The sequence below is a fragment of the uncultured Microbacterium sp. genome, from assembly GCF_900078385.1.
Lineage (GTDB): Bacteria > Actinomycetota > Actinomycetes > Actinomycetales > Microbacteriaceae > Microbacterium.
Map to the genome: position 1 here is coordinate 45789 of NZ_FLQR01000001.1, position 20830 is coordinate 66618.

Annotated in this window: 23 protein-coding genes and 1 tRNA gene; 15 read left to right on the top strand and 9 right to left on the bottom strand. The window is 72.2% G+C overall.

Going from position 1 to position 20830, the window contains the following annotated elements; translation table 11 throughout:
* Positions 1 to 170: 170 nt before the first annotated feature.
* Both QZL85_RS00270 and QZL85_RS00275 read left to right on the top strand, forming a co-directional pair.
* Entirely contained in the window at positions 171 to 1382 is a 1212-nt protein-coding gene (locus QZL85_RS00270) for a cell wall metabolism sensor histidine kinase WalK (protein ID WP_295572205.1), read from the top strand.
* Positions 1379 to 2062, top strand: coding sequence for a response regulator transcription factor (locus tag QZL85_RS00275; RefSeq protein ID WP_295572207.1), 684 nt, complete (start codon positions 1379 to 1381; stop codon positions 2060 to 2062). Before QZL85_RS00270 ends, QZL85_RS00275 begins: the two co-directional genes overlap by 4 nt.
* Positions 2063 to 2075: 13 nt before the next feature.
* On the opposite strand, the gene QZL85_RS00280 is transcribed toward QZL85_RS00275, so the two are convergent.
* On the bottom strand, positions 2076 to 2543 hold the full coding sequence (locus QZL85_RS00280; protein WP_295572209.1) for a DNA modification methylase: 468 nt from the start codon (positions 2541 to 2543) through the stop codon (positions 2076 to 2078).
* 144 nt (positions 2544 to 2687) lie between these two features.
* Here QZL85_RS00280 and QZL85_RS00285 point away from each other — a divergent pair, with 144 nt between their 5' ends.
* From QZL85_RS00285 to ispD, 3 genes are read left to right on the top strand one after another with little or no spacing between them, the layout of a single operon-like run.
* Positions 2688 to 3170: a CarD family transcriptional regulator gene (locus QZL85_RS00285; protein WP_028494997.1), complete on the top strand. Its 483-nt coding sequence runs from the start codon at positions 2688 to 2690 to the stop codon at positions 3168 to 3170.
* Positions 3171 to 3188: 18 nt separating this feature from the next.
* A complete protein-coding gene (locus QZL85_RS00290; protein WP_295572211.1) occupies positions 3189 to 4466 on the top strand; it encodes an acyltransferase in 1278 nt (425 codons plus the stop codon).
* Entirely contained in the window at positions 4463 to 5671 is a 1209-nt protein-coding gene (gene ispD / locus QZL85_RS00295) for a 2-C-methyl-D-erythritol 4-phosphate cytidylyltransferase (protein WP_295572213.1), read from the top strand. Before QZL85_RS00290 ends, ispD begins: the two co-directional genes overlap by 4 nt.
* 12 nt (positions 5672 to 5683) lie before the next feature.
* Here ispD and QZL85_RS00300 read toward each other — a convergent pair whose 3' ends face one another.
* A complete protein-coding gene (locus QZL85_RS00300) occupies positions 5684 to 6178 on the bottom strand; it encodes a GNAT family N-acetyltransferase (RefSeq protein ID WP_295572216.1) in 495 nt (164 codons plus the stop codon).
* 8 nt (positions 6179 to 6186) lie between these two features.
* Positions 6187 to 7119 (bottom strand): DMT family transporter, encoded by a 933-nt coding sequence (locus tag QZL85_RS00305; RefSeq protein WP_295572218.1) that lies wholly within the window; start codon positions 7117 to 7119, stop codon positions 6187 to 6189.
* A gap of 39 nt (positions 7120 to 7158) precedes the next feature.
* On the opposite strand from QZL85_RS00305, the gene cysS reads away from it, so the two are divergent.
* From cysS to QZL85_RS00320, 3 genes are all read left to right on the top strand, one after another.
* Positions 7159 to 8562, top strand: coding sequence for a cysteine--tRNA ligase (gene cysS, locus QZL85_RS00310; protein WP_295572220.1), 1404 nt, complete (start codon positions 7159 to 7161; stop codon positions 8560 to 8562).
* On the top strand, positions 8555 to 9547 hold the full coding sequence (gene rlmB / locus QZL85_RS00315) for a 23S rRNA (guanosine(2251)-2'-O)-methyltransferase RlmB (protein ID WP_295572222.1): 993 nt from the start codon (positions 8555 to 8557) through the stop codon (positions 9545 to 9547). Before cysS ends, rlmB begins: the two co-directional genes overlap by 8 nt.
* A 71-nt stretch (positions 9548 to 9618) precedes the next feature.
* Positions 9619 to 10257 (top strand): NAD(P)-dependent oxidoreductase, encoded by a 639-nt coding sequence (locus QZL85_RS00320; protein WP_295572224.1) that lies wholly within the window; start codon positions 9619 to 9621, stop codon positions 10255 to 10257.
* 24 nt (positions 10258 to 10281) lie between these two features.
* Here the strand turns inward: QZL85_RS00320 and QZL85_RS00325 are convergent, their stop codons facing one another.
* Complete coding sequence (locus QZL85_RS00325; protein WP_295572226.1) at positions 10282 to 11595, bottom strand: DUF4032 domain-containing protein; 1314 nt, start codon at positions 11593 to 11595, stop codon at positions 10282 to 10284.
* Between the two features lie 79 nt (positions 11596 to 11674).
* Positions 11675 to 12778, bottom strand: a complete 1104-nt coding sequence (ugpC, locus tag QZL85_RS00330; protein WP_295572228.1) for an ABC transporter ATP-binding protein — start codon at positions 12776 to 12778, stop codon at positions 11675 to 11677.
* A 221-nt stretch (positions 12779 to 12999) separates the two neighbouring features.
* Here ugpC and QZL85_RS00335 point away from each other — a divergent pair, with 221 nt between their 5' ends.
* The 3 genes from QZL85_RS00335 to QZL85_RS00345 all read left to right on the top strand — a co-directional run bounded on the left by QZL85_RS00335 (position 13000) and on the right by QZL85_RS00345 (position 15085).
* Positions 13000 to 13938 (top strand): thioredoxin domain-containing protein, encoded by a 939-nt coding sequence (locus tag QZL85_RS00335; RefSeq protein ID WP_295572231.1) that lies wholly within the window; start codon positions 13000 to 13002, stop codon positions 13936 to 13938.
* Positions 13939 to 13971: 33 nt separating this feature from the next.
* Positions 13972 to 14044: transfer RNA gene (locus QZL85_RS00340), tRNA-Thr, on the top strand.
* A 189-nt stretch (positions 14045 to 14233) separates the two neighbouring features.
* Positions 14234 to 15085 carry a transposase gene (locus tag QZL85_RS00345; RefSeq protein WP_295572233.1) on the top strand — a complete coding sequence of 284 codons (852 nt, stop codon included), beginning with the start codon at positions 14234 to 14236 and terminating at the stop codon, positions 15083 to 15085.
* Positions 15086 to 15091: 6 nt separating this feature from the next.
* Here QZL85_RS00345 and QZL85_RS00350 read toward each other — a convergent pair whose 3' ends face one another.
* Positions 15092 to 15616 (bottom strand): TetR/AcrR family transcriptional regulator, encoded by a 525-nt coding sequence (locus tag QZL85_RS00350; RefSeq protein WP_295572235.1) that lies wholly within the window; start codon positions 15614 to 15616, stop codon positions 15092 to 15094.
* Positions 15617 to 15690: 74 nt separating this feature from the next.
* Here QZL85_RS00350 and QZL85_RS00355 point away from each other — a divergent pair, with 74 nt between their 5' ends.
* Positions 15691 to 16404, top strand: a complete 714-nt coding sequence (locus tag QZL85_RS00355; RefSeq protein WP_295572237.1) for an MBL fold metallo-hydrolase — start codon at positions 15691 to 15693, stop codon at positions 16402 to 16404.
* A 10-nt stretch (positions 16405 to 16414) separates the two neighbouring features.
* On the opposite strand, the gene QZL85_RS00360 is transcribed toward QZL85_RS00355, so the two are convergent.
* Positions 16415 to 17419: an NAD-dependent epimerase/dehydratase family protein gene (locus tag QZL85_RS00360; protein WP_295572239.1), complete on the bottom strand. Its 1005-nt coding sequence runs from the start codon at positions 17417 to 17419 to the stop codon at positions 16415 to 16417.
* A 58-nt stretch (positions 17420 to 17477) separates the two neighbouring features.
* Here QZL85_RS00360 and QZL85_RS00365 point away from each other — a divergent pair, with 58 nt between their 5' ends.
* Complete coding sequence (locus tag QZL85_RS00365; protein ID WP_295573877.1) at positions 17478 to 18440, top strand: DMT family transporter; 963 nt, start codon at positions 17478 to 17480, stop codon at positions 18438 to 18440.
* On the opposite strand, the gene QZL85_RS00370 is transcribed toward QZL85_RS00365, so the two are convergent.
* Together QZL85_RS00370 and msrB are read right to left on the bottom strand one after the other, a co-directional pair.
* On the bottom strand, positions 18431 to 19051 hold the full coding sequence (locus QZL85_RS00370) for a nitroreductase family protein (protein WP_295572241.1): 621 nt from the start codon (positions 19049 to 19051) through the stop codon (positions 18431 to 18433). The two genes, QZL85_RS00365 and QZL85_RS00370, sit on opposite strands and share 10 nt — an antisense overlap.
* Positions 19048 to 19449 carry a peptide-methionine (R)-S-oxide reductase MsrB gene (gene msrB / locus QZL85_RS00375; RefSeq protein WP_295572243.1) on the bottom strand — a complete coding sequence of 134 codons (402 nt, stop codon included), beginning with the start codon at positions 19447 to 19449 and terminating at the stop codon, positions 19048 to 19050. The genes QZL85_RS00370 and msrB overlap by 4 nt, the downstream gene beginning before the upstream one ends.
* A gap of 63 nt (positions 19450 to 19512) precedes the next feature.
* Between msrB and QZL85_RS00380 the strand changes: the two genes are divergently transcribed.
* Together QZL85_RS00380 and QZL85_RS00385 are read left to right on the top strand one after the other, a co-directional pair.
* Complete coding sequence (locus QZL85_RS00380) at positions 19513 to 20484, top strand: DUF2332 domain-containing protein (protein ID WP_295572245.1); 972 nt, start codon at positions 19513 to 19515, stop codon at positions 20482 to 20484.
* 79 nt (positions 20485 to 20563) lie between these two features.
* A complete protein-coding gene (locus QZL85_RS00385; protein WP_295572247.1) occupies positions 20564 to 20824 on the top strand; it encodes a DUF3263 domain-containing protein in 261 nt (86 codons plus the stop codon).
* Positions 20825 to 20830 lie beyond the last annotated feature (6 nt).

The window sequence follows — 20830 nt, forward strand, 5'->3', positions numbered from 1 at the left end:
CGCCGTCGGCGGCCGTCGCGGGCATGGCAGGGGGCCCTGCCCGGCGACCCCGCGATCATCTCCCGCGAAGGTTAACGAACGGTGCCGCATCCGTGAACACTCGGCGGTGAATGGCGCCACCGTGCCGAATCCGTCGGCGGCCGGCCGTCCCACCACCCTACGCTGAGAGCATGGACCCCCTGCCGCTGGCGCTGCTCGCCCTCGCCATGGGTGTGCTCATCGGCGGCACCGTCGCCGCCGTGGTCCTCCTGGCACTGCGCGCCCGGGAACGGGCACGGGTGGAGACGTCGCTGGAGATCCCGAACGGCACGCGCGACGTGCTGCAGGGGATGGATGAGACCGCGATCGTCGTCGACACGTCGCTGCTCATCGTGGCGGCCTCCACACCCGCCGAGCTCTTCGGGATGCAGGAGGGATCGAGCCTGCCCGGCGATGACCTGCGCACGCTGCTCCGCCGTGCGCGTTCGACGGGGCACGCGCAGGTGGAGACGCTGCGCCTCCGACGCGGGGCCGAGCCGCGATCGGTCGTCGCGCGCGCGACGCCCATCACGCCGCGCCTCACGCTTCTCGTCCTTCGGGACATCACCGAGCGGGAGCGCCTCGAGGAGATGCGGCGCGACTTCGTCGCCAACACGAGCCACGAGCTGAAGACCCCCGTGGGGGCGGTGACACTCCTCGCCGAGGCGATCGAGTCCGCGTCGGATGACCCCGAGCAGGTGCGCTACTTCGCCGGCCGGCTCTCCGCCGAGGCCATGCGTCTCGGCCAGCTCACCTCCCGCATCATGAACCTCTCCCGCCTGCAGTCGGCCGAGGACCTGACCGAACTCCGCGACGTGTCGATCGACGAGGTCGTGACGGCCGCGCTCGAGTCGCAGGCCGTCGCCGCCGACTCCGCCGGCATCACCGTCGTCCGCGGCGGCGACCGAGGGCTCTACGTCCGCGGCGACGTGCAGATCCTCATCGAGGCCGTCGGCAACCTGGTCGCGAACGCCATCGCGTACTCGCCGCCGGGCGGACAGGTGGGTGTCGGAGTCAAGCGCACCGACGACCTCGTGGAGATCGCGGTGACCGATCGCGGCATCGGCATCCCGGAAGCCGAGCAGGAGCGGGTGTTCGAGCGGTTCTACCGCGCCGACCAGGCCCGCTCCCGGCGCACCGGCGGCACCGGGCTGGGTCTGTCGATCGTCAAGCACGCCGTACAGCGGCACGGCGGCGAGGTGCTCCTCTGGTCGCGCCCGGGGCGTGGTTCCACCTTCACCATCCGCCTCACCGCCGCTGAGCACCCCGCGTCGGTCGACGCGCACAAGAAGTCGAAGAAGCCCAAGAAGCGCAAGAAGCGAGCCGACCCGTCCGTCGGACTCGTGAAGGGAGACCAGCCATGACCCGCGTCCTGATCGTCGAGGACGAGCCCGACCTCGCCGAGCCGCTCGCCTACCTGCTGCGGCGCGAGGGGTTCGAGGTCGACATCGCGGAGGACGGCCCCGCCGCCCTCGACGCGTTCGCCGCGCGCGGCGCCGACATCGTCCTGCTCGACCTCATGCTGCCCGGGATGCCGGGGACCGAGGTGTGCCGCATCATCCGCTCGACGTCCTCCACTCCCATCATCATGCTGACGGCGAAGGACTCCGAGGTCGACATCGTCGTGGGGCTCGAGCTGGGCGCCGACGACTACGTCACGAAGCCGTATTCGTCGCGTGAGCTCCTCGCCCGGATGCGCGCCGTGCTGCGCCGCGCGGACAGCACGGACGGCGACATCGACGACCGGGTGCTCGAAGGCGGCCGCGTCACGATCGACATCGACCGCCACACCGTCGCCGTCGACGGACGCGAGATCCCCATGCCGCTGAAGGAATTCGAACTGCTCGAGGTACTCGTGCGCAACGCCGGACGCGTGCTCACGCGCGGCCAGCTCATCGACCGTGTGTGGGGGAGCGACTACTTCGGCGACACCAAGACGCTCGACGTGCACATCAAGCGCATCCGTTCGCGCATCGAGGAGAACCCGAGCGATCCGGTCATGCTGCTGACGGTCCGCGGGCTCGGCTACCGCTTCGAAGCCTGACGCGGCTGCTCGCTCAGGACTCGGGGACGAAGTCCTCGAGGTAGGCGAGTTCGCCGTCGAGGACGGGGATCTCGGCTTCGACACCCGTTCCGGTGCCGGACTGGAAGGTGACCGCGAGCGTCTCGCCGGCCGACGTGTCGAGACCCTCGAGGAGCAGCGGCTCCTCGTCGTCGCTGCCGAGGCTGACGACACTGCGGGCGTCGACACGGACGGTCTGCGTCTGCCCGTCGATGCCGACGGTGAGCGTCTCGGCGCTGTCCGTGTCGTTGACGATCGCGGCGATGAGGTTCCCCGTGGTGCCGGCCTCATCGGTGACGATGAGGGCGTTGCGCACCTTCAGCGGACCGGAGTCGGCGACGTTCGCACCGTCGGAGGGGGAGTAGGGGATCGTCGTCGCCTGCGGGGAGACCATGGCGCAGCCTGTCGCGCCCAGCGCGACGGCGACTCCCAGGACGAGGGACGCGGCAAGACGCGATTTCACGGTTCCTCCAGATGAAGCGAGCGGCATCGACTTCATTGTATGGGTTCGCGCTGCCGCGCCGTGGCGCGGGTGTCGGGACCGGGGGAGAACCTTAGCGCATCACGGGCTGTGGTATTCTAGAGGTTGCCGAAAGGACATAACTACATGCTTTTTGAGGTTGGCGAGACGGTCGTCTATCCGCACCATGGCGCTGCGACCATCATCGAGGTCAAGGACCGCATCATCAAGGGTGAGACGAAGAAGTATCTGAAGCTCAACGTCACCCAGGGCGATCTGATCATCGAGGTTCCGGCGGACAACGTCGATCTCGTGGGTGTCCGCGATGTCATCGGCAAGGACGGCCTGGAGCGCGTCTTCGACGTGCTGCGTGCTCCCTTCACGGAGGAGCCCACGAACTGGTCCCGCCGTTACAAGGCGAACCTGGAGAAGCTGGCGTCCGGTGACGTCATCAAGGTGAGCGAGGTCGTCCGCGACCTGTGGCGCCGCGACCAGGACCGCGGCCTCTCGGCCGGTGAGAAGCGGATGCTCGCGAAGGCGCGTCAGATCCTCGTCTCCGAGATCGCCCTCGCGCTGAAGGCCGACGAAGACCACGCCGGCGGCGTGCTCGACGAGGTCCTCGCCTCCTGATCCGGGCATGATGGTGCCATGAGCACCGTCGCTCCCCATGAGATGCAGCGCGATCTGTCGCGCCGCGATCTGACCCTCGATCTCGCGCGCGTCGTCTGCGTGCTGTTCGTGGTCGTGGTGCACATCCTCATGGTGGGGATCGGTCCCGGCCCGGACGGCGCGCTCATAGCGACGCGCCCCGCCGAGGCGGAGCCGTGGTTCGACGCGGCCACCTGGGTCGGGCAGATCATGCCGCTGTTCTTCGTCGTCGGCGGATTCGCCGCGGCGACGGGGTGGCGTTCGTGGACGGCGAAGGGCGGGGATGCCGTCGGCTTCATCCGCACCCGGACGCTCCGCCTCGCGCAGCCCGCGCTGCCGCTGTTCGTCTTCTTCGCCGCCGTCCTGGTGGCGGTGACCCTCGCCGGGATCGCCCCCGGACTCGTGGAGTCGGCCGCGGTCGGCGCCGGGTCGCCGCTGTGGTTCCTCGCGGCGTACCTCCTCTGCCAGGCCGGCGTGCCGCTGCTGACCCGGCTGCACGAACGTGCGCCGCGGATGACGATCGCCGCGCTGGTCGCCGGTGTGGTGCTCGTGGACGTGGCGAGGTTCACGACCGGCGTCACCGAGATGGGCCTGCTCAACCTCCTCTTCGTGTGGCCGCTCATCCAGCAGTTCGGCTTCTGGTACGCCGACGGGTGGTTCGACCGGCGGAGCCCTGTGACGCTGCTGGCTATCGCGGCCGCCTGCTATCTGGTGCTGTGGCCGCTGACCGGCTGGGGTCCGTACTCGCCGAGCATGCTCGGCGGCCTGAACCCGCCGACGCTGCCGCTCGTCGCGCTCGGCCTCGGTCAGGCCTGCCTCCTCCGGCTCGCGAAGCCGGTGCTGTCGCGGCTCATGGAGCTCCGGGCCATGCAGGCGTTCGTCTTCCTGCTGGGGTCGCGCCTCATGACGGTCTACCTGTGGCACCTGCCGGTGATCCTCGCCGTGACGGGCGTCACGCTCCTGATTCCGGGCGCCGCGCCCGCGCCGTCCTCACCGGCGTGGTGGTGGACGCGGCCGCTCGTGTTCGTCGTGGTGCTCGCGGCGGTCCTCGCCCTCTCGCTCCTCGTCGCGCGCTGGGAGGCGCTCGGCGACCTCCGGGCGACACCGGGTGCCGTGCTCGTCGCGATCGGCTGGCTGTGCGCCTTCGTGCCGCCGTTCGCGGTCATGCAGTGGTTCCTGGATGTGCAGCTCGCGGTGGGCGGTGCGATCCTCCTCGCCGCGGCCGTCCTGCTGCTCCGGCGCGGCGCCCCGACCCGATCGGTACGCTCGGAGGCATGAGCATCGTTCCCGTTCCCGGGGTGGCCGTCATCGTCGTCGCCGCCGGGTCCGGTCAGCGCCTGGATGCCGGTGGGCCGAAGGCCTTCGTCGGACTCGACGGGCACAGCATCCTGCGGCATGCGCTGCGCGGTGTCTTCGCGGGCCCGCCCGCGCAGGTGATCGTCGTCGCGCCCGCCGAGCGGACCGGCGATGCCCTCACCGATGCGCACGAGGCGGCCGGAGACCTGCGGGACCTCGCCGTCGTGGTCGCCGGCGGCGACACGCGGCAGGCATCGGTGGCCGCAGGGCTGAAGGCGGTCTGGCCCGACGTCGAGATCGTCCTCGTGCACGACGCCGCCCGAGCCCTCACGCCGGCGGCCGTCTTCGAGCGGGTGGTCGCCGCGGTCGCCGCGGGTCGGGATGCCGTCATCCCGGCGCTGCCCGTCGTCGACACCCTCAAGCGCGTCGACGGACCGGCCGTGACGGCGGCCGTCGATCGGGCTGCGCTCGCCGCCGCGCAGACGCCCCAGGGGTTTCGTCGGGACATCCTCGAGATCGCGTACCGCATCGCCTCGGCCGAGCACACCGACGACGCCGCGCTCGTGCAGGCGGCCGGGTTCCCGGTGTTCACCGTGCCGGGGGACGAGCTGTCGTTCAAGATCACGACGCCCGCCGACCTCGACCGCGCCCGCGGTCTCGTGGGCTCGCACGCAGCCGCCGTCGCACCGGCCTCGGTCGGGATCGACGCGCGGCCCGCGCTGCCCCGCGTGGGCGTCGGCACCGACGTCCACGCGTTCGGGGGCGAGGGCACCCTGTGGCTCGCCGGTCTCGAATGGCCGGGGGAGACGGCGCTCCAGGGGCACTCGGACGGCGACGCCGTCGCCCACGCGATCGTCGACGCGCTGCTCGCGGCGGCGGGACTCGGCGACATCGGCACCCACTTCGGCACGGCGCACCCCGAGTACGCCGGCGCGCACGCCGACACGTTCCTCGTCCGCACGCGCGCCCTGCTGGGCGAGGCGGGCTGGGCCATCGGCAACGTGTCGGTTCAGGTGCAGGCGAACCGGCCGCGCTTCGCCGCGCGCCGCGCGGAGGCCGAAGCCGCACTGTCGGCGGCGCTCGGCGCCCCCGTGTCGGTGTCGGCCACGACGACGGACGGACTCGGCTTCACCGGTGCCGGGGAGGGCGTTGCGGCCTTCGCCGTCGCCCTCGTCGTCCCGGCCTAGGCCTGTTCCGGCCTAGACCTCGTCCGGTGCCGCCTCGCCCGGTGCCGCCAGGTCGCGGGTCATGAACATCGAATGCCGGTCGAGCCGGTAGTCGCCGAAGGGCGGGCACTCGACGAACCCCTCGCTCTCGTACAGGCGTCGTGCGGGCGTGAACGAGGGCATCGTCCCGGTCTCCAGCCACAGGCTCGACATGCCGTGCTCGCGGGCCACCGCGATGAGGCGCCGCAGCACCGCCCGCCCGACGCCGGTGCCGCGGAAGCGGTCGTCCACCCGCATCGACTTGAGCTCGCCGCGTCCGCCGCCGAGATCCTTGAGGGCCCCGATGCCGGCGAGCTCGTCGCCTTCCCAGGCCGAGAGGAACGTGATCGACGGGTCGCGCAGCTCCCCCAGGTCCAGAGCGTGGCAGCTGTCCTCGGGGGAGTCGGCGTGCACGCCCTCGAGGTGCAGGGCGACGAGCGCCTGGGTCGCGGGGCCACGGAGGTCGTCTTCGCGGATCTGCAGCGTCATGGGGTCTCCTAGCCTTCGACGGCGAACGGGGCGGGGTCGCGCGGGGCGCGCGACCCCGCGGCCAGCAGGGCGAGGCCGGCGGCCAGCACGATGAGCCCCGCGATCGCGAGCGGCGCGAGCCGCTCGCCGAGCGCGACGAGCCCGAGCACGCTCGCGGTGAGCGGCTCCCCGAGGGTGAGAGTCGCGGCGGTCGCGGCGGTCAGCCCGCCGAGTCCCCACGTGAAGAGGGTGTACGCCACGACGATCGTCGCGATCCCGAGCCACGTCGCCATGAGTGCGCCGCGCGGCTCGGCGATCCACGCGACGTCGACGAACGGCAGCGCGGCCAGGGCGATGACGGCGGAGCCCGCGCCCATGGCCCCGACGACCGTGAACGGGTCCCAGCCGGCATCCAGCAGCCGGCGCTGCGACACGGCGATGACGGCGAACGACGCCCCGGCGCCGATGGACCCGAGGAGTCCGAGCGGGTCGGTGCCGGCGGAGCCGGCCGCGTGCTCCTGGCCGCCGAACCCCAGCAGGACGACGCCGACCGTGGCGAGGGCGGTCGCGCCGAGCCAGATGCCGCTCGGGCGGCGGCGCGTGAGCAGCCACTCGAGGATCCCGGCGAGGACGGGCGCTGAGCCCAGCGCCACGACGGTGCCGACGGCGACGCCGTTGCGCGCCGTGCCGAGGAAGAACAGCGGCTGGTAGACGGCGAGGCACACGGCGGTCGCGGCCATGAGAAGCACGGCCCGCGTCCCGGCGCGCGGTGCGGGGGTGATCCGGGTGCGGGCGTGGCGGCGCGCGAGGAGCGCCGAGACGCCCGCGAGCACGGTCCCGCCGATCACGAGCCGGACGACGCCGACCGCGAGCGGAGTGGTCCCGTCCGGGCCGAGCGCCTGCGCGGTTCCCGTCGTTCCGAACAGCAGAGCCGCGACGAGGACGGCGAGGACGGAGATCACCCTACAGTTCTACCGTGACCCCGCCGGTAGGCTGGTGCGGTGACGGTCCGGCTCTATGACACCAAGGCGCAAGCGCTGCGCGACTTCGCGCCCGCGGACCCGGCGAACGTCACGATGTACGTCTGCGGCCCCACGGTGCAGTCGGGCCCCCACATCGGGCACGTGCGCGCCGCCCTGAGCTTCGACATCCTGCGTCGCTGGCTCGAGCACCGGTTCGGGCGCGTCACCTTCGTCCGCAACGTCACCGACATCGACGACAAGGTGCTCGCCGGCGCGACGGCCGCCGAACCCTGGTGGGCGCTCGCGTACCGGATGGAGCTCGAATTCACCCGCGCGTATGCCGCCGTCGGCATCCGCCCGCCCACCTACGAGCCGCGCGCGACCGCGTCGATCCCGCAGATGCTCGAGCTCATCGGGCGGCTCGTCGAGCGTGGACACGCCTACGCGGCAGCCGGTGACGTGTACTTCGACGTGCGGTCATGGCCGACGTACGGCGAGCTCACCCGGCAGGGTGTGGATGCCATGGAGGCCGCCGCCGATGCCGACCCGCGCGGCAAGCGCGACCCGCACGACTTCGCCCTGTGGAAGGGCGCCAAGCCCGACGAGCCGGCGGATGCCGCGTGGGACTCGCCGTGGGGCCGCGGCCGGCCCGGCTGGCACATCGAATGCTCGGCGATGAGCCGGCGCTACCTCGGCGCGGAGTTCGACATCCACGGCGGAGGTCTCGACCTGCGCTTCCCGCACCACGAGAACGAACTCGCGCAGTCCACCGCCGCCGGCGACGCCTTCGCCCGGTACTGGGTGCACAACGGACTCGTGACGGTCGGCGACCAGAAGATGTCGAAGTCGCTCGGCAACTTCCTCCTCGCGGACGACGTCCTGCGCGGCCGCGACCCGCTCGTCGTCCGCTACGCCCTCGCCGCCGCGCACTACCGCTCGAGCCTCGACATCGCCCCGACGACCTTCGACGAGGCCGAGGCTGCGCTCGACCGCATCCGCACCTTCCAGCAGCGCGCCGCGCGCACACTCGGCGCGGACAGCTGGCTCACCGTCGCCGACCTGCCGGACGAGTTCGCCGCCGTCATGGACGATGACCTCGGCGTGCCGCAAGCCCTCGCGCTCATCCACGAGCGGGTGCGGGCCGGCAACGCCGCCCTGGATGCCGGCGACCGCGCCGCGGCCGCCGCCGCCGCGGTGCAGGTCGGGCGGATGACCGGACTTCTCGGGCTCAACCCCGAAGACCCCTTCTGGCGCGCGGGGAGCGACAGCGGCGAAGCCGCCGCGCTCGACACGCTCGTGCAGACGATGATCACCCAGCGCGCCGACGCGCGCGCGAACAGAGACTGGGCGGCCGCCGACCGCATCCGCGACGCGATCGCGGCGGCCGGCATCGCCCTCGAAGACGGTCCCGACGGGACCCATTGGAGTTTGAGCAATGGCTAAGCCAGGTAACCCCTCCGCAGGCAAGGGCAAGAAGAAGGGCCCGCCCAAGGGCACCGGGGGCAAGAACAAGCGGTCGCTGGAAGGCCGCGGGCCGACACCCAAGGCCGAGGACCGCGCGTGGCACCCCGCCGGGAAGCGCAAGGCCGCTGCCGAGCGGTTCGTGGCCGCGGGTGGCAAGGGCAAGCCTGGGCAGAAGCCCGGCGGCTCGCGCGCGCCCAAGTCGAAGGCCGGCGACGACACCGAGAACGTGACCGGGCGCAACTCTGTGCTCGAGGCGCTGCGCGCGAAGATCCCCGCCACCGCGCTGTACATCGCGCAGCGCGTGGAGATGGATGACCGCGTCAAGGAGATGCTGTCTATCGCGACGCACCGCGGCATCCCCGTCATGGAGGTCACCCGACCCGAGCTCGACCGCATGGCCGGGTTCGACGGTGTGCACCAGGGCGTCGCGCTGAAGGTGCCGCCGTACGAGTACGGCCACCCGCAGGACCTCCTCGAGGAGATCATCGATCGAGGCGAGCTGCCCCTCCTCGTCGCCCTCGACGGCGTCACCGACCCGCGGAACCTCGGTGCGATCATCCGCTCGACGGCCGCGTTCGGCGGACAGGGCCTCATCATCCCGCAGCGCCGGTCGGCCGGAGTGAACTCGGCGGCGTGGAAGACGAGCGCCGGCGCCGCGGCCCGCATCCCGGTCGCGATCGCGCCGAACCTCACCACGACGCTCAAGGAGTTCAAGAAGCAGGGCGTCTTCGTGCTCGGCCTCGACGGCGGCGGCGACGTGTCGCTGCCGCAGCTCGAGCTGGCCGACCGCCCGGTGCTCATCGTCGTCGGGTCGGAGGGGAAGGGCCTGTCCCGCCTCGTCACCGAGACGTGCGACCAGATCGTCTCGATCCCGATCTCCGCGGCCACCGAGTCGCTCAACGCCGGCATCGCGGCATCCGTCGCGCTCTACCAGGTCGCCACGCTCCGCGCCGCGACCGAGTGATGCTCGATTCGCGGGAATAGAGCCATCCGCGGAGGGCTTGTTCTGAGCGACACGTTCACGGAAGGAACACCATGGCACGCATCGCCGTTCTCGGAGGCACCGGCTACGCCGGTCGCCACATCGTCGCGGAGGCCGTGCAGCGCGGCCACACCGTCGTCTCTGTCGCCCGCACCCTGCCCGCCGAGCGGGTCGAGGGCGCCACGTACATCGAGGGCACGCTCCTCGACGTCCCCTCGCTCGTCACCGAGCTCGAGGGCGTCGACGTCGTCGTGTCGGCGATCGCGCCGCGCGGCGACATGCAGGGCTTCTTCCGCCCGAACCTGGCCGCCCTCAACGCCGTCCTCCCCGAGTCGGTGCGCCTCGGCGTGATCGGCGGTGCCGGTGGAAGCCTCGTCGCCCCCGGCGGACCGCGCGTCGTGGACAGCGGCTTCCCGGAGGAGTTCAAGGCCGAGGCGCTCGAGGCGATCGGCGCGCTCGAGGACCTGCAGGCCGACCGCTCCGGTCGCGACTGGTTCTTCGTGCACCCGGCCGGCGGGTTCGGGGCCTACAACCCGGGCGAGCGCACCGGTACCTACCGTGACGGCGGCGACGTCATCGTGACGGACGCCGAGGGGGAGAGCTTCATCTCCGGGGCGGACTTCGCCATCGCGATCCTCGACGAGATCGAGAACCCGAAGCACGTGCGGGAGCGCTTCACCGTCGGCTACTGACGCGGACGGCCGCGGCCTCGTCGCTCAGACGAGGTCGCGCCAGTCGACGGTCCCGGAATCCGTCGGGACCTCGTCGTCGGGGGTGTCGGGGTCGATCGTCGACAGGCTCATCGTCTCGGTCGGCGGGCCCATCACGGTCGCCTCGTCGCGGCGGTGCCGCAGGACGTTGTCGACGTAGGAGGACAGCACCTCCGCGAGCGGCACCGAGCGCCCCCGCCCCTGCGACATGTACCAGCGGTGCTCCAGCACCTGGTGGAACACCTCCGCCGGCTCCAGCTTGGCGCGCAGGTCCCACGGGATGGCCTTCACGACCGGCTCGAACACGCGGGTGAGCCACTCGTGCGCGACCATCTCCTCGTCCGACCCCAGACGCGACACGCGCGCGCGGAACTCGTCCATGTCGTTGAGGAGCCGCCGGGCCTGGTTCTCCTGCACGTCGAGGCCGGTCAGACGCAGCAGGCGGCGCTGGTGGTGGCCGGCATCCACGACCTTCGGCTGGATGGAGACCCGCGTGCCATCCTGCATCGTGTCGATGGACATCTCGCCGATGTCGAAGCCCAGGTCGTTGAGGCGCTGGACGCGTTCGGTGATGTGCCACGCCTCGTCGACGGAGAACGTCTCGCTGTCGGTGAGGGCGGCCCACAGCGAGTGGTACGACGAGACGATGCCGTCCGCGATCGCGACCGCATCCACCCCGCCCTCCAGACGCCCACCGGCTTCGAGGTCCATGATCTCGCCGGCGATGTTCGTGCGGGCGACGTCCAGGTCGTGCTCGCGCTGACCACGGGTGAGGCCTGCCTCGTGCAGCTCGCCCGTCTCGGCGTCGACGAGGTACGCGGCGAAAGCGCCCGCATCCCGGCGGAACAGGGTGTTCGACAGCGACACGTCGCCCCAGAAGAAGCCGACCGTGTGCAGACGCACGAGGAGAACGGCGAGGGCGTCGACGAGGCGGTTCGCGGTGTCGGGCCGCAGCACCTGCGTGAACAGCGCCCGGTAGGGGAGCGAGAAGCGCAGGTGCGAGGTGACGAGGGCGGCGGGCAGCTCTTCGCCCTTCGCGTCGCGGCGACCGCCGATGACGGCGACGCGGTCGACGCACGGCACGTCCAGGCGGGCGAGCGAGCCCAGCATCTCGTACTCGCGCCGCGCCATCTCGGCCGTCGTCTCCTTGACGGCCACGACCCGGCCGGACAGGTTCGCGAAGCGCACGAGGTGGCGCGAGATCCCCTTCGGCAGCGACACGATCGTCTCGCTCGGCCACTCGCCGAGCGGTGTGGACCAGGGAAGGGCCAGCAGCCCCGCATCGATGCTGCTGGCGGTGATGGTCAGTGACGCCGGCACGTGCCGCCCACCTCTCGGGGTCAGACGACGCGGCGCGGAGAGTCCGGAGACCCCCCGCGCCGCGATGCGTGGTATTCGATCAGAGCGACGCTTCGACCTTGTCGTTGAGGCGCTCGCCCGTCTCGAGGTCGAACGCGTGCACGTGGCCGGCCTTGGCCGCCAGCGTCACGGTCTCGCCCGCGTTCGGGTGGCTGCGGCCGTCGACGCGCGCGACGATGTCCGTGCGCTTGCCACCGATGTCGGTGTGACCGTAGAGGTAGCCGTCGGCGCCGAGCTCCTCGACCAGGTCGACCTGGACCGACAGACCCTTGCCGTCGGCGGGGCCGACCTCGATGTCCTCGGGGCGGACGCCGACCGTGACCTGGCTGCCGTGGGCACGACCGACGGTGTCGCGGTCGAGCGGGACGACCTCGGTGCCGAAGCGGATGCCGCCTTCGGCGAGGTCCGCCGGGAACAGGTTCATCGCGGGCGAGCCGATGAAGCCGGCGACGAACACGTTGTTCGGCTTCTCGTACAGGTCGCGCGGCGTGCCGACCTGCTGGAGCAGGCCGTCCTTGAGGACCGCGATGCGGTCGCCCATGGTGAGCGCCTCGGTCTGGTCGTGCGTGACGTAGACCGTGGTGACGCCGAGGCGGCGCTGCAGCGACGCGATCTGCGTGCGGGTCTGCACGCGGAGCTTCGCGTCGAGGTTCGACAGCGGCTCGTCCATGAGGAACACCTGCGGCTGGCGGACGATCGCGCGACCCATCGCGACGCGCTGACGCTGACCACCGGAGAGCGCCTTCGGCTTGCGGGTCAGGTACTCCTCGAGGTCGAGGAGCTTCGCGGCCTCGAGAACGCGCTGCGCGCGCTCTTCCTTGCCGACGCCGGCGATCTTCAGGGCGAAGCCCATGTTCTCGGCGACGGTCATGTGCGGGTACAGCGCGTAGTTCTGGAACACCATCGCGATGTCGCGGTCCTTCGGCGGCACGTCGGTGACATCGCGGTCACCGATGAGGATGCGGCCGGAGTTGACCTCTTCGAGGCCGGCCAGCATGCGCAGGGACGTGGACTTGCCACAGCCGGACGGGCCGACCAGGACCAGGAACTCGCCGTCGGCGACCTCGAGGTTGAGCTTGTCCACGGCGGGACGCGTGCCCCCGGGGTACAGGCGGGTTGCGTTGTCGAATGTGACGGACGCCATTGTTTCTTCTCCTTCACCGGCAGGTACGTGCCGGACGATCCGTAGTGAAGTGAGCGGGTCTCCCCGCGCGCCCGCCATCGGACGCGTGTTCAGTATGGCACGGCGAGGCCGTTCGGGGAGGGGGCGTCTGGGCTTTTCCCAGGCTGTCTTACTAGCATCGGAACCATCGCCACGCCCGGGCGAGTCCGCCGGAAACGGCCGCACGATCTCGAGAAGGTTCCATGTCCAGCGACACCCCGAACGCGCCGTCGCCGCGCGACCGCCGCGAGGCCGTCCGCGAGAAGGCGCAGTTGGTGCGCGCTCAGCAGTCGCGTGCGCGCCTCGTGCGCCGCTCCGGGCTGGCACTCGGAGCCGTCGCCGCCGTCGCCGCGATCACGGTCGTCGTGACCTGGGCGGTGTCCTCCGCGGTGGGTCGTCCGCAGCTGTCGCCGCAGAACCTGGATGACGACGGGTTCGCCGTCACGTCCATCACCGGTTCCGTGTCCGCCCCGGGTCTGGGTGACGCCGCCGAGGCGACGCCGACCCCGACGCCGACCCCGGCCGCCGAGGAGACCGACGCCGCCGCCGTCCCCGCCGTGGAGATCGACGTCTACGTCGACTACCTCTCGCCGGGTGCACGGGAGTGGCAGCTCGCGAACGCGCAGCAGATGTCCTCCTGGGTGAACGACGGCGCCGTGACCCTCGCCTACCACCCGGTGTCGATGCTGACCGCGAAGTCCAACGGGACGAAGTACTCGCTGCGCGCTGCCGGCGCCGCCGCATGCGTCGCGACGCACTCCCCGGCCACCTTCTTCACCTTCAACAGCGAGCTGCTGACGCGCCAGCCCGCGGTGGACTCCGACGGGTTCTCCGACGAGGAGCTCGCCGACCTCGCTCAGGCCGCCGGTGTCGAGGACCCCAAGACGGTGCGCTCCTGCATCCGCGACGGTGCGTACATCTCCTGGGTGAAGGATGCGACCGAGCGCGCCGTGTCCGGCATCCCCGGTACCGATGACCTCGGCCTCACCGGAACGCCGATGGTGCTCGTCAACGGCCAGCAGTACGTCGGCGTCCTCGGCGACCCGGCCGAGTTCTCGCAGTTCGTGCTGACGAGCGCGAGCGATGCGTTCTACAAGACGCAGGTCGAGACGCCCTCGCCGACGGTCTCCCCGACGCCGTAACCCGTGCGAGTGCCCGGATAGACTGGGTCTCCTGCCGGCTTGGCGCAATTGGTAGCGCACCGTACTTGTAATACGGGGGTTGCAGGTTCAAGTCCTGTAGCCGGCACTGTCTTCGACGCTTTCCGGACCGCCACCGTCGCTGAGAAACCACATCCAGCATCGGAAACACGTTCTGGCATGGTTTCTCACGCTGGATATGGTTTCTCGAGCCGGATGCCGTCGCGCGGCCCCGCAGCGCCGCGGCGATGCGTGCCGAGGAACGTGCGCGCGGGGGCGTGCCGGGCACAATGGGGGCATGGCCGCGCCCCGGACGATCGTCGAGATCGCAGCCGAGCTGTGCGTGCTGCCTCCCGAGGACTTCGTGGCCGCGCGGAACGCGCGGGCGCGGGAGACGGATGACGCGGCGCTCGCCGCGGAGGTGCGGGCCCTGCGCAAGCCGCTGCTCGCCGCCTGGGTCGTGAACGTGCTCGCCGGTGCGGATGCCGACGCGCTCGGCGAGGCCCTCCAGCTCGCGGGCGAGCTGCGCGCCGCACAGGACGATCTCGACGCGGCCGCGCTGTCGAAGCTCGGTCGCGAGCGCCGGACACTGGTCCGCGCGCTGGCCCGCCGTGCGGGGTCGCTCGCGGAGGCGCGAGGGGCCACGGTCAGTGCCGCCGCCGTCGAGGCCGTCGAGCAGACCCTGAACGCGGCGATGCGGGATGCGGGTGCGGCGGCGGCGGTGGCATCCGGTCGCCTCGTCCGTCCGCTCGAGGCATCGGGGATGGATGCCGTCGACCTCGCCGACGCCGTCGCCGGTCCGCTCGACGTCGTCCTTCCGGCGGAGTCGGCCGCACCGACGGACGAGCTGAAGGCGCGACGGGAGCGCCGGGACGCCGAGCGCGCCGCACGCGACGCCGAGCGTGACGCGGCGCACGCCGAGCGCGAGCAGGGCCGACTCGAGGAGCGGTGGCGAGCGGCGCGCGAGCGCGCCGTGCTGCTCGAGGAGCGGATCGCAGCGCTCGAGGCCGACCTCGCGCGGGTCCGTGCGGAGTCCGACGCGCTGCGTGCGGAGACCGACGCGCTCGCCGAGGAGCGGAAGCGTGCGGGGGAGCAGGCGAAGGCAGCCCGTCGCGCGGCCGACCAGGCGCAGACGCGGCTCGACACCTGACCGGCGTCAGGGGGCCAGCGCCTCCTCGAGGCGGGCGAGACCGTACTCGAACGCCTCATCGACGCTCCCGCCCAGGCGGAACGCGCCGGCGAGCTCCATGCTGAGGAACCCGGTCGCCCACGCGGTGAGGAGCCGCGCCGCGTCGAGCGCCCGCTCGTCCCCGACGGCCGCCCGTGCCGCGCCGAGCACCGGCTCGCTGGCCCGCTGCAGGGCCTCGGCGCTGCCCGAGACGGCGTACATGAGCCGGAAGCCCTCCGGCTTGTCGTGCGCGAAGTCCCGGTACGCGCGCGCCAGGCCCCCGAGGGTGCCGTCCGAGGCAGCCAGGCGCGCGCCGAGGTCGTCCACCGTCGCCTCCGCGATGAGCTGCAGCAGCGCGTCGCGGTCGCGCACGCGCTTGTACAGCGACGGCGCCTTGACGCCGACGCGCTCGGCCACCGCCTGCATGCTCACGGTCGCGGGCCCACCCTGCTCCAGCAGGTCGCGACCCGCTGTGACGATCGCGGCGAGCGACGTGCGTTCCGGTGTCGGCATCCTGCCCTCCCCATGGCTACGAATCTAAGCTATCATGGCTATACAGATTAGCCATGACCTGATCGGGGGATCTCATGCAACTCGCTCCGCACCTGCACCGCATCGGCAACGACATCGTCGCCGCCTACCTCGTCGTGCTCCCGGAGGGCATCACCGTCATCGACGCCGGTCTGCCCGGCCACATCGCCGACCTCCGTGCGGAGCTGGCCGCACTCGGCCGCTCGCTCACCGACGTCAAGGGCATCGTCCTCACCCACGGCGACAGCGACCACCTCGGCTTCGCGGAGCGGCTCCGCCGCGAGTACGGGATGCCCGTCTTCATCCACGCGGCGGACGCCGACCGCGCCCGCGGCGGGGAGAAGCCGAAGACCCCGATGGGGCCGGCGCGGATCGGTGCGACGCTCGGCTTCTTCGCGTATGCGCTCCGCAAGCGCGGCTGGCGGACGAACCACCTGCAGGATGTCGTCGAGGTCGCCGACGGCGATGTGCTCGACCTTCCCGGCTCGCCGCAGATCATCGGGATGCCCGGCCACTCGCCCGGCAGCATCGCGGTGCACGTCCCGGCCGTCGAGGCGGTCTTCGTCGGCGATGCGCTGACGACCCGCCACGTGCTCACCGGCCGTGCCGGCGCACAGCCCGCGCCCTTCACGGACGAGCCGGCGCAGGCCCTGGCCTCGCTCGACCGGCTCGCGGCGATCGACGCGACGTGGGTGCTGCCCGGGCACGGCACGCCGTGGCAGGGATCGCCGGCCGACGCGGCCCGTCAGGTCCGCGCGGCGGCCGCGTAGCCGCGCCGGTCTACTCCGACGCGCCGGCCCTCCCGCCGTACTCCGCCAGGGCATCGAACGCGGCGTCGAGCGCCGGCTCGACGACCTGGCGGTCCGGGTGCGCGTCGTAGAACGCGAGGATGCGCCGGGCGCCCTCGTCGAACGTGACCGTCGTGCGGAAGTCGGGCGCGAGCCGCGTCACCTTCGAGGAGTCGAAGACCATCGAATGCGCCTTGTCGCCGAGCAGCGTCGGCCCGAGGTCCGGCGCGAACCGCGCGATCGCCTCACTCGCGACGTGCACGAGCTCGGGGGCGGCGACGCCCGCGGCATCCGCCAGCCAGCCGTAGATCTGGTTCCACGTCGGTGTGTGCGTCCCGGTGATCGTGAACGCATCGCCGATCGCGGCAGGGTTGCCCAGCAGCGCCGTGAAGGCGACGGCGAAGTCGTCGGAGTGCGTGATCGTCCACAGGCTCGTGCCGTCGCCGTGGATGATCACGGGCTTGCCGGCGCGCATCCGGGCGATGTCCGTCCAGCCGCCCATCGTCGGGATCCCGGCCTCGTCGTACGTGTGCGACGGGCGCACGATCGTCACGGGGAGCGCGCGCGTGCGGTGAGCGGCGACGAGCAGGTCCTCGCAGTCGATCTTGTCGCGCGAGTACCGCCAGAACGGGTTCCGCAGCGGAGTGGATTCGGTCACCGGCAGCGTCCGCGGCGGCTTCTCGTACGCGGATGCCGAACTGATGAAGATGTACTGCCCGGTGCTTCCCTCGACCGCGGACAGCACCGTCTGCACGTGCTGCGGCACGAACGAGAGGAAGTCCGCGACGACGTCGAAGTGGTCGTCGCCGAGCACGGCGCGGATGTCGTCGGCGTTGCGCACATCTCCCCGCGCGGTGCGGACGGACGGCGGCAGCTCGCGGTCGCCTCTGCCGCGGTTGAACACGGTGACGTCGTGGCCGGCGGCGACCGCCGCGCGGACGCATGCCGTGCTGATCATGCCGGTGCCGCCGAGGAAGAGGATACGCAGTGAGCTCATGCCCCGACGATAGTCACCGTCCGGCCGGCCGGGGCCGCCTCAGTAGGCTGGTCGCGTGATGTCCGCCGCCCCCGCGCGCCTGCCCGCGTGGGTCGCGCTGTCGGGGGCGGTGCTCGTCGGCGTGCTGACGGCCGCGCAGGCGCGCGTCAACGGGCAGCTCGGTCTGCGCATCGGCGACGGACTGACCGCAGCCGTGATCTCCTTCGGATCGGGCCTGCTCGTGCTGATCGTGCTGTCGGTGGCCATACCGGGTGGCCGTCGCGGGATCGCGCGGCTGATCGACGGCGTGCGCGGCCGCACCATCCCGTGGTGGATGCTGGCCGGCGGCCTCGCCGGAGCGCTCACGGTGGCGACGCAGGGCATCGCGGTCGCCTTCATCGGCGTCTCGCTCTTCACGGTCGGCGTCGTCGCGGGCCAGACGCTCTGCGGACTCGTCCTCGACCGGACCGGCTACGGCCCCGCGGGGGTCGTCGCCGTCACGATGCCCCGCGTCGCGGGTGGGGCGCTGGCGCTGCTCGCCGTCGTCGTCTCCCTGCAGGGCGGGGTGCTCGACGAGGTGCCCGGGTGGATGCTGCTGATGCCCTTCCTGGCTGGCATCGGCATCGCGTGGCAGCAGGCGACGAACGGGCGCCTCCGTCAGCGGGTCGGCACACCGCTGACGGCGACCCTCGTGAACTTCGCCGGCGGAACGGTCGTCCTCGTCGTCGCCGCCCTCGTCCACGGGGTGATCGCGCAGCCCATCCTCATGGTGCCGGGGGAGCCGTGGCTCTATCTCGGGGGCGTGACGGGCGTGGTCTACATCTTCCTGTCGGCGGCGCTCATCGTGCACACCGGCGTGCTGCTGTTCGGGCTCGGCGCGGTCGCCGGTCAGCTCCTCGCCGCGTTCCTGCTCGACGCGCTGTGGCCGGCCGCGGCCGGCGCCGGACTCCTCGTCGAGCTCCTCACGGTCGGGATCGCGCTGTGCTCCGTCGTGGTCGCGACGGCGCCGTTCTCGCGGCGTCCGCGCCGCCGTCAGGGCTGAGCGTCGGGTTCGACCGCGGCTTCCGCCGACGCGGCACGCTCAGCGGCGGCGGCCTTGGCATTCTTCTTGCTCTTCGGCATCCGCGTCAGGAGCTTCCGCGCGTCGACCGCTTTGCGACGACCTGCGCGGGCGCCGGCGGGCTTGCCGCCGACGTACAGCCAGCCCAGCAGCTCCTCGTTCTTGTCGAGGCCGTGGGCCTTCGCGACGGCCTTCGCCCGTGTGTAGTGGCCGGTGCGCCAGATGACGCCCCAGCCGGCCTCGTCGAGCAGCAGGCTCAGCGTGTGGGCGACGCCCGAGGCGACCGCCTCCTGCTCCCACCGGAGGACCTTGCCGCTCTTCTGGTAGCTGGCGACGACCGCGATGAGCAGGGGGGCGCGCAGGGGCTTGCCGGACGGCTTCGTGTCGCCGTCGGCTTTCGCGATCGCGCGCCCGAGGCGCTCCCGGTCCTCGCCGCGCAGCTCGATGAGCCGCCACGGCCGCAGTGCCGAATGGTCGGCGACGCGCGCCGCCGCGGACACGAGCGTGAGCAGTTCCGCGCGCGTCGGGGCCTCGGCCGTCACCTTCGACCACGAGCGGCGGGCCCGGACCGCCTCGAGCGCGGGGCCCGTCATGACTCGGGGGCGAAGTTCAGCGAGAGCGAGTTCATGCAGTAGCGGTCGCCGGTGGGCGTGCCGAACCCGTCCGGGAACACGTGCCCGAGGTGCGATCCGCACGCGGCGCAGCGCACCTCGGTGCGGAGCATCCCGTGCGACCGGTCCTCGATGAGCTCGACCGCCTCGGGGCGGACCGACTCGTAGAAGCTCGGCCAGCCGCAGTGCGAGTCGAACTTCGTGCCGCTCTGGAACAGCTCGGCGTGGCACGCGGCACAGGTGTACAGCCCGGCGCGGCTCTCATCGAGGAGTTCGCCCGTCCAGGCGCGCTCGGTGCCGGCTTCGCGGAGCACGGCGTACTGCTCGGGCGTCAGCTCGCTGCGCCACTCGTCTTCGGTCTTGTCCACGCGGTATGTCATGTCGACTCCTTCTCACCCCATTCAACCCGAGTGCGGCCGGGAGTGTTCCCCCAGAATGGTCGGGTGGGACAGCAGAGCGAGGTGGATGCGGTCGCCGAGCGCTACGCCCGCTTCGCGGCGACGGAGGCTCCCGGCCGGTCCGAGATCTACCGGCAGTGGGCCGCGGGTGTGGCGGCGGATGCCGATGTGCAGGCCGTGCTCGCCGGCATCCCGGCGAACCGGCGGCAGCCGCCCCTCGTGTTCGCCGTCACGCGCCTGCTCGGGTCGGGGGAGCCGTGCTTCGCGGGCTGGCGCTCGTGGCTGCTCGTTCATGCCGACGAGGTCGTCGCCGAGTGCGCGCGCCGGTCTCTGCAGTCCAATGAGCCGCTGCGCTGCGCGGCGCTGCTCCCGGCGCTCAGCCGCATCCCCGGGCCGGTCGCGCTGCTCGAGATCGGTGCGAGCGCGGGTCTGTGTCTGTACCCCGATCGGTATTCGTACCGGTACGCGACACCGGGCGGTGGTGAGCTGCGGCTCGATCCGGTCGACGGGCCGTCCTCGGTCGTGCTGGAGTGCGAGGTGCGCGGCGCCCTCCCGCCGCTGAGGCTGCCCGAGGTCGTCTGGCGTGCCGGCATCGACCTGAATCCGCTCGACCCGACCTCGCCCGACACCGCGGCCTGGCTCACCCGCCTCGTGTGGCCGGGGGAGACCGGGCGTGCCGAGCGCATCGCCGCGGCCGTCGCGGTCGCCGCGGCCGAGCCGCCGCTGCTCGTCGCGGGTGACGCCGTGGACCTCCTCGCGTCGGTCGCCGCACAGGCGCCGGCCGACGCGACGCTCGTCGTCACGACGCCCGGCGTGCTCGCCCACATCCCGTGGGACGGCCGGCGCCGCGTCATCGCGGCGGCGCGGCGCGCCGGCCGCTGGGTCACGATCGACGACCCGGGGCTGCACGACGGCTGGAACGCTCCGATCGAGGCGTGGCCCGGCGGCTTCGCCGTCGCGCTCGACGGCGACGTCGTGGCCGCCGCCGACCCGCTCGGCGCCTGGCTGCGGTTCTGAGCCACCCGCCGGGCGCCGCATCGGGCGGAGCCGGGTGTGGCGCCGCGGCGGCGGGCGGTGCCCGGGCTACCGTGAGGACGTGCCCCTCTCCGACCGCGATCGCGACCTCCTGGCCTTCGAGGCGCGGTGGCAGCGGCACGGTGCCGAGAAGGAGGAGGCGGTCCGCGTCGAACTCGGCCTCACCCCGGCGCGGTACTACCAGCTGCTCGGCCGCCTCATCGACGATGCCGACGCGCTGGCCCACGACCCGATGCTCGTGCACCGGCTGCGGCGCCTCCGCGACGCCCGCGAGCGCGCCCGCATGTCCCGCGCGTCCGTGCTCACAGCATCCCCCCGGTAGCATTCA

Excerpts from the sequence above, each read along its gene's own strand:
- QZL85_RS00270 (WP_295572205.1), top strand. The coding sequence starts at position 171 with ATGGACCCCCTGCCGCTGGCGCTGCTCGCCCTCGCCATGGGTGTGCTC.
- QZL85_RS00275 (WP_295572207.1), top strand. The coding sequence starts at position 1,379 with ATGACCCGCGTCCTGATCGTCGAGGACGAGCCCGACCTCGCCGAGCCG.
- QZL85_RS00285 (WP_028494997.1), top strand. The coding sequence starts at position 2,688 with ATGCTTTTTGAGGTTGGCGAGACGGTCGTCTATCCGCACCATGGCGCT.
- QZL85_RS00290 (WP_295572211.1), top strand. The coding sequence starts at position 3,189 with ATGAGCACCGTCGCTCCCCATGAGATGCAGCGCGATCTGTCGCGCCGC.
- ispD (WP_295572213.1), top strand. The coding sequence starts at position 4,463 with ATGAGCATCGTTCCCGTTCCCGGGGTGGCCGTCATCGTCGTCGCCGCC.
- QZL85_RS00300 (WP_295572216.1), bottom strand. The coding sequence starts at position 6,178 with ATGACGCTGCAGATCCGCGAAGACGACCTCCGTGGCCCCGCGACCCAG.
- rlmB (WP_295572222.1), top strand. The coding sequence starts at position 8,555 with ATGGCTAAGCCAGGTAACCCCTCCGCAGGCAAGGGCAAGAAGAAGGGC.
- QZL85_RS00320 (WP_295572224.1), top strand. The coding sequence starts at position 9,619 with ATGGCACGCATCGCCGTTCTCGGAGGCACCGGCTACGCCGGTCGCCAC.
- ugpC (WP_295572228.1), bottom strand. The coding sequence starts at position 12,778 with ATGGCGTCCGTCACATTCGACAACGCAACCCGCCTGTACCCCGGGGGC.
- QZL85_RS00335 (WP_295572231.1), top strand. The coding sequence starts at position 13,000 with ATGTCCAGCGACACCCCGAACGCGCCGTCGCCGCGCGACCGCCGCGAG.
- QZL85_RS00345 (WP_295572233.1), top strand. The coding sequence starts at position 14,234 with ATGGCCGCGCCCCGGACGATCGTCGAGATCGCAGCCGAGCTGTGCGTG.
- QZL85_RS00350 (WP_295572235.1), bottom strand. The coding sequence starts at position 15,616 with ATGCCGACACCGGAACGCACGTCGCTCGCCGCGATCGTCACAGCGGGT.
- QZL85_RS00355 (WP_295572237.1), top strand. The coding sequence starts at position 15,691 with ATGCAACTCGCTCCGCACCTGCACCGCATCGGCAACGACATCGTCGCC.
- QZL85_RS00360 (WP_295572239.1), bottom strand. The coding sequence starts at position 17,419 with ATGAGCTCACTGCGTATCCTCTTCCTCGGCGGCACCGGCATGATCAGC.
- QZL85_RS00365 (WP_295573877.1), top strand. The coding sequence starts at position 17,478 with ATGTCCGCCGCCCCCGCGCGCCTGCCCGCGTGGGTCGCGCTGTCGGGG.
- QZL85_RS00370 (WP_295572241.1), bottom strand. The coding sequence starts at position 19,051 with ATGACGGGCCCCGCGCTCGAGGCGGTCCGGGCCCGCCGCTCGTGGTCG.
- msrB (WP_295572243.1), bottom strand. The coding sequence starts at position 19,449 with ATGACATACCGCGTGGACAAGACCGAAGACGAGTGGCGCAGCGAGCTG.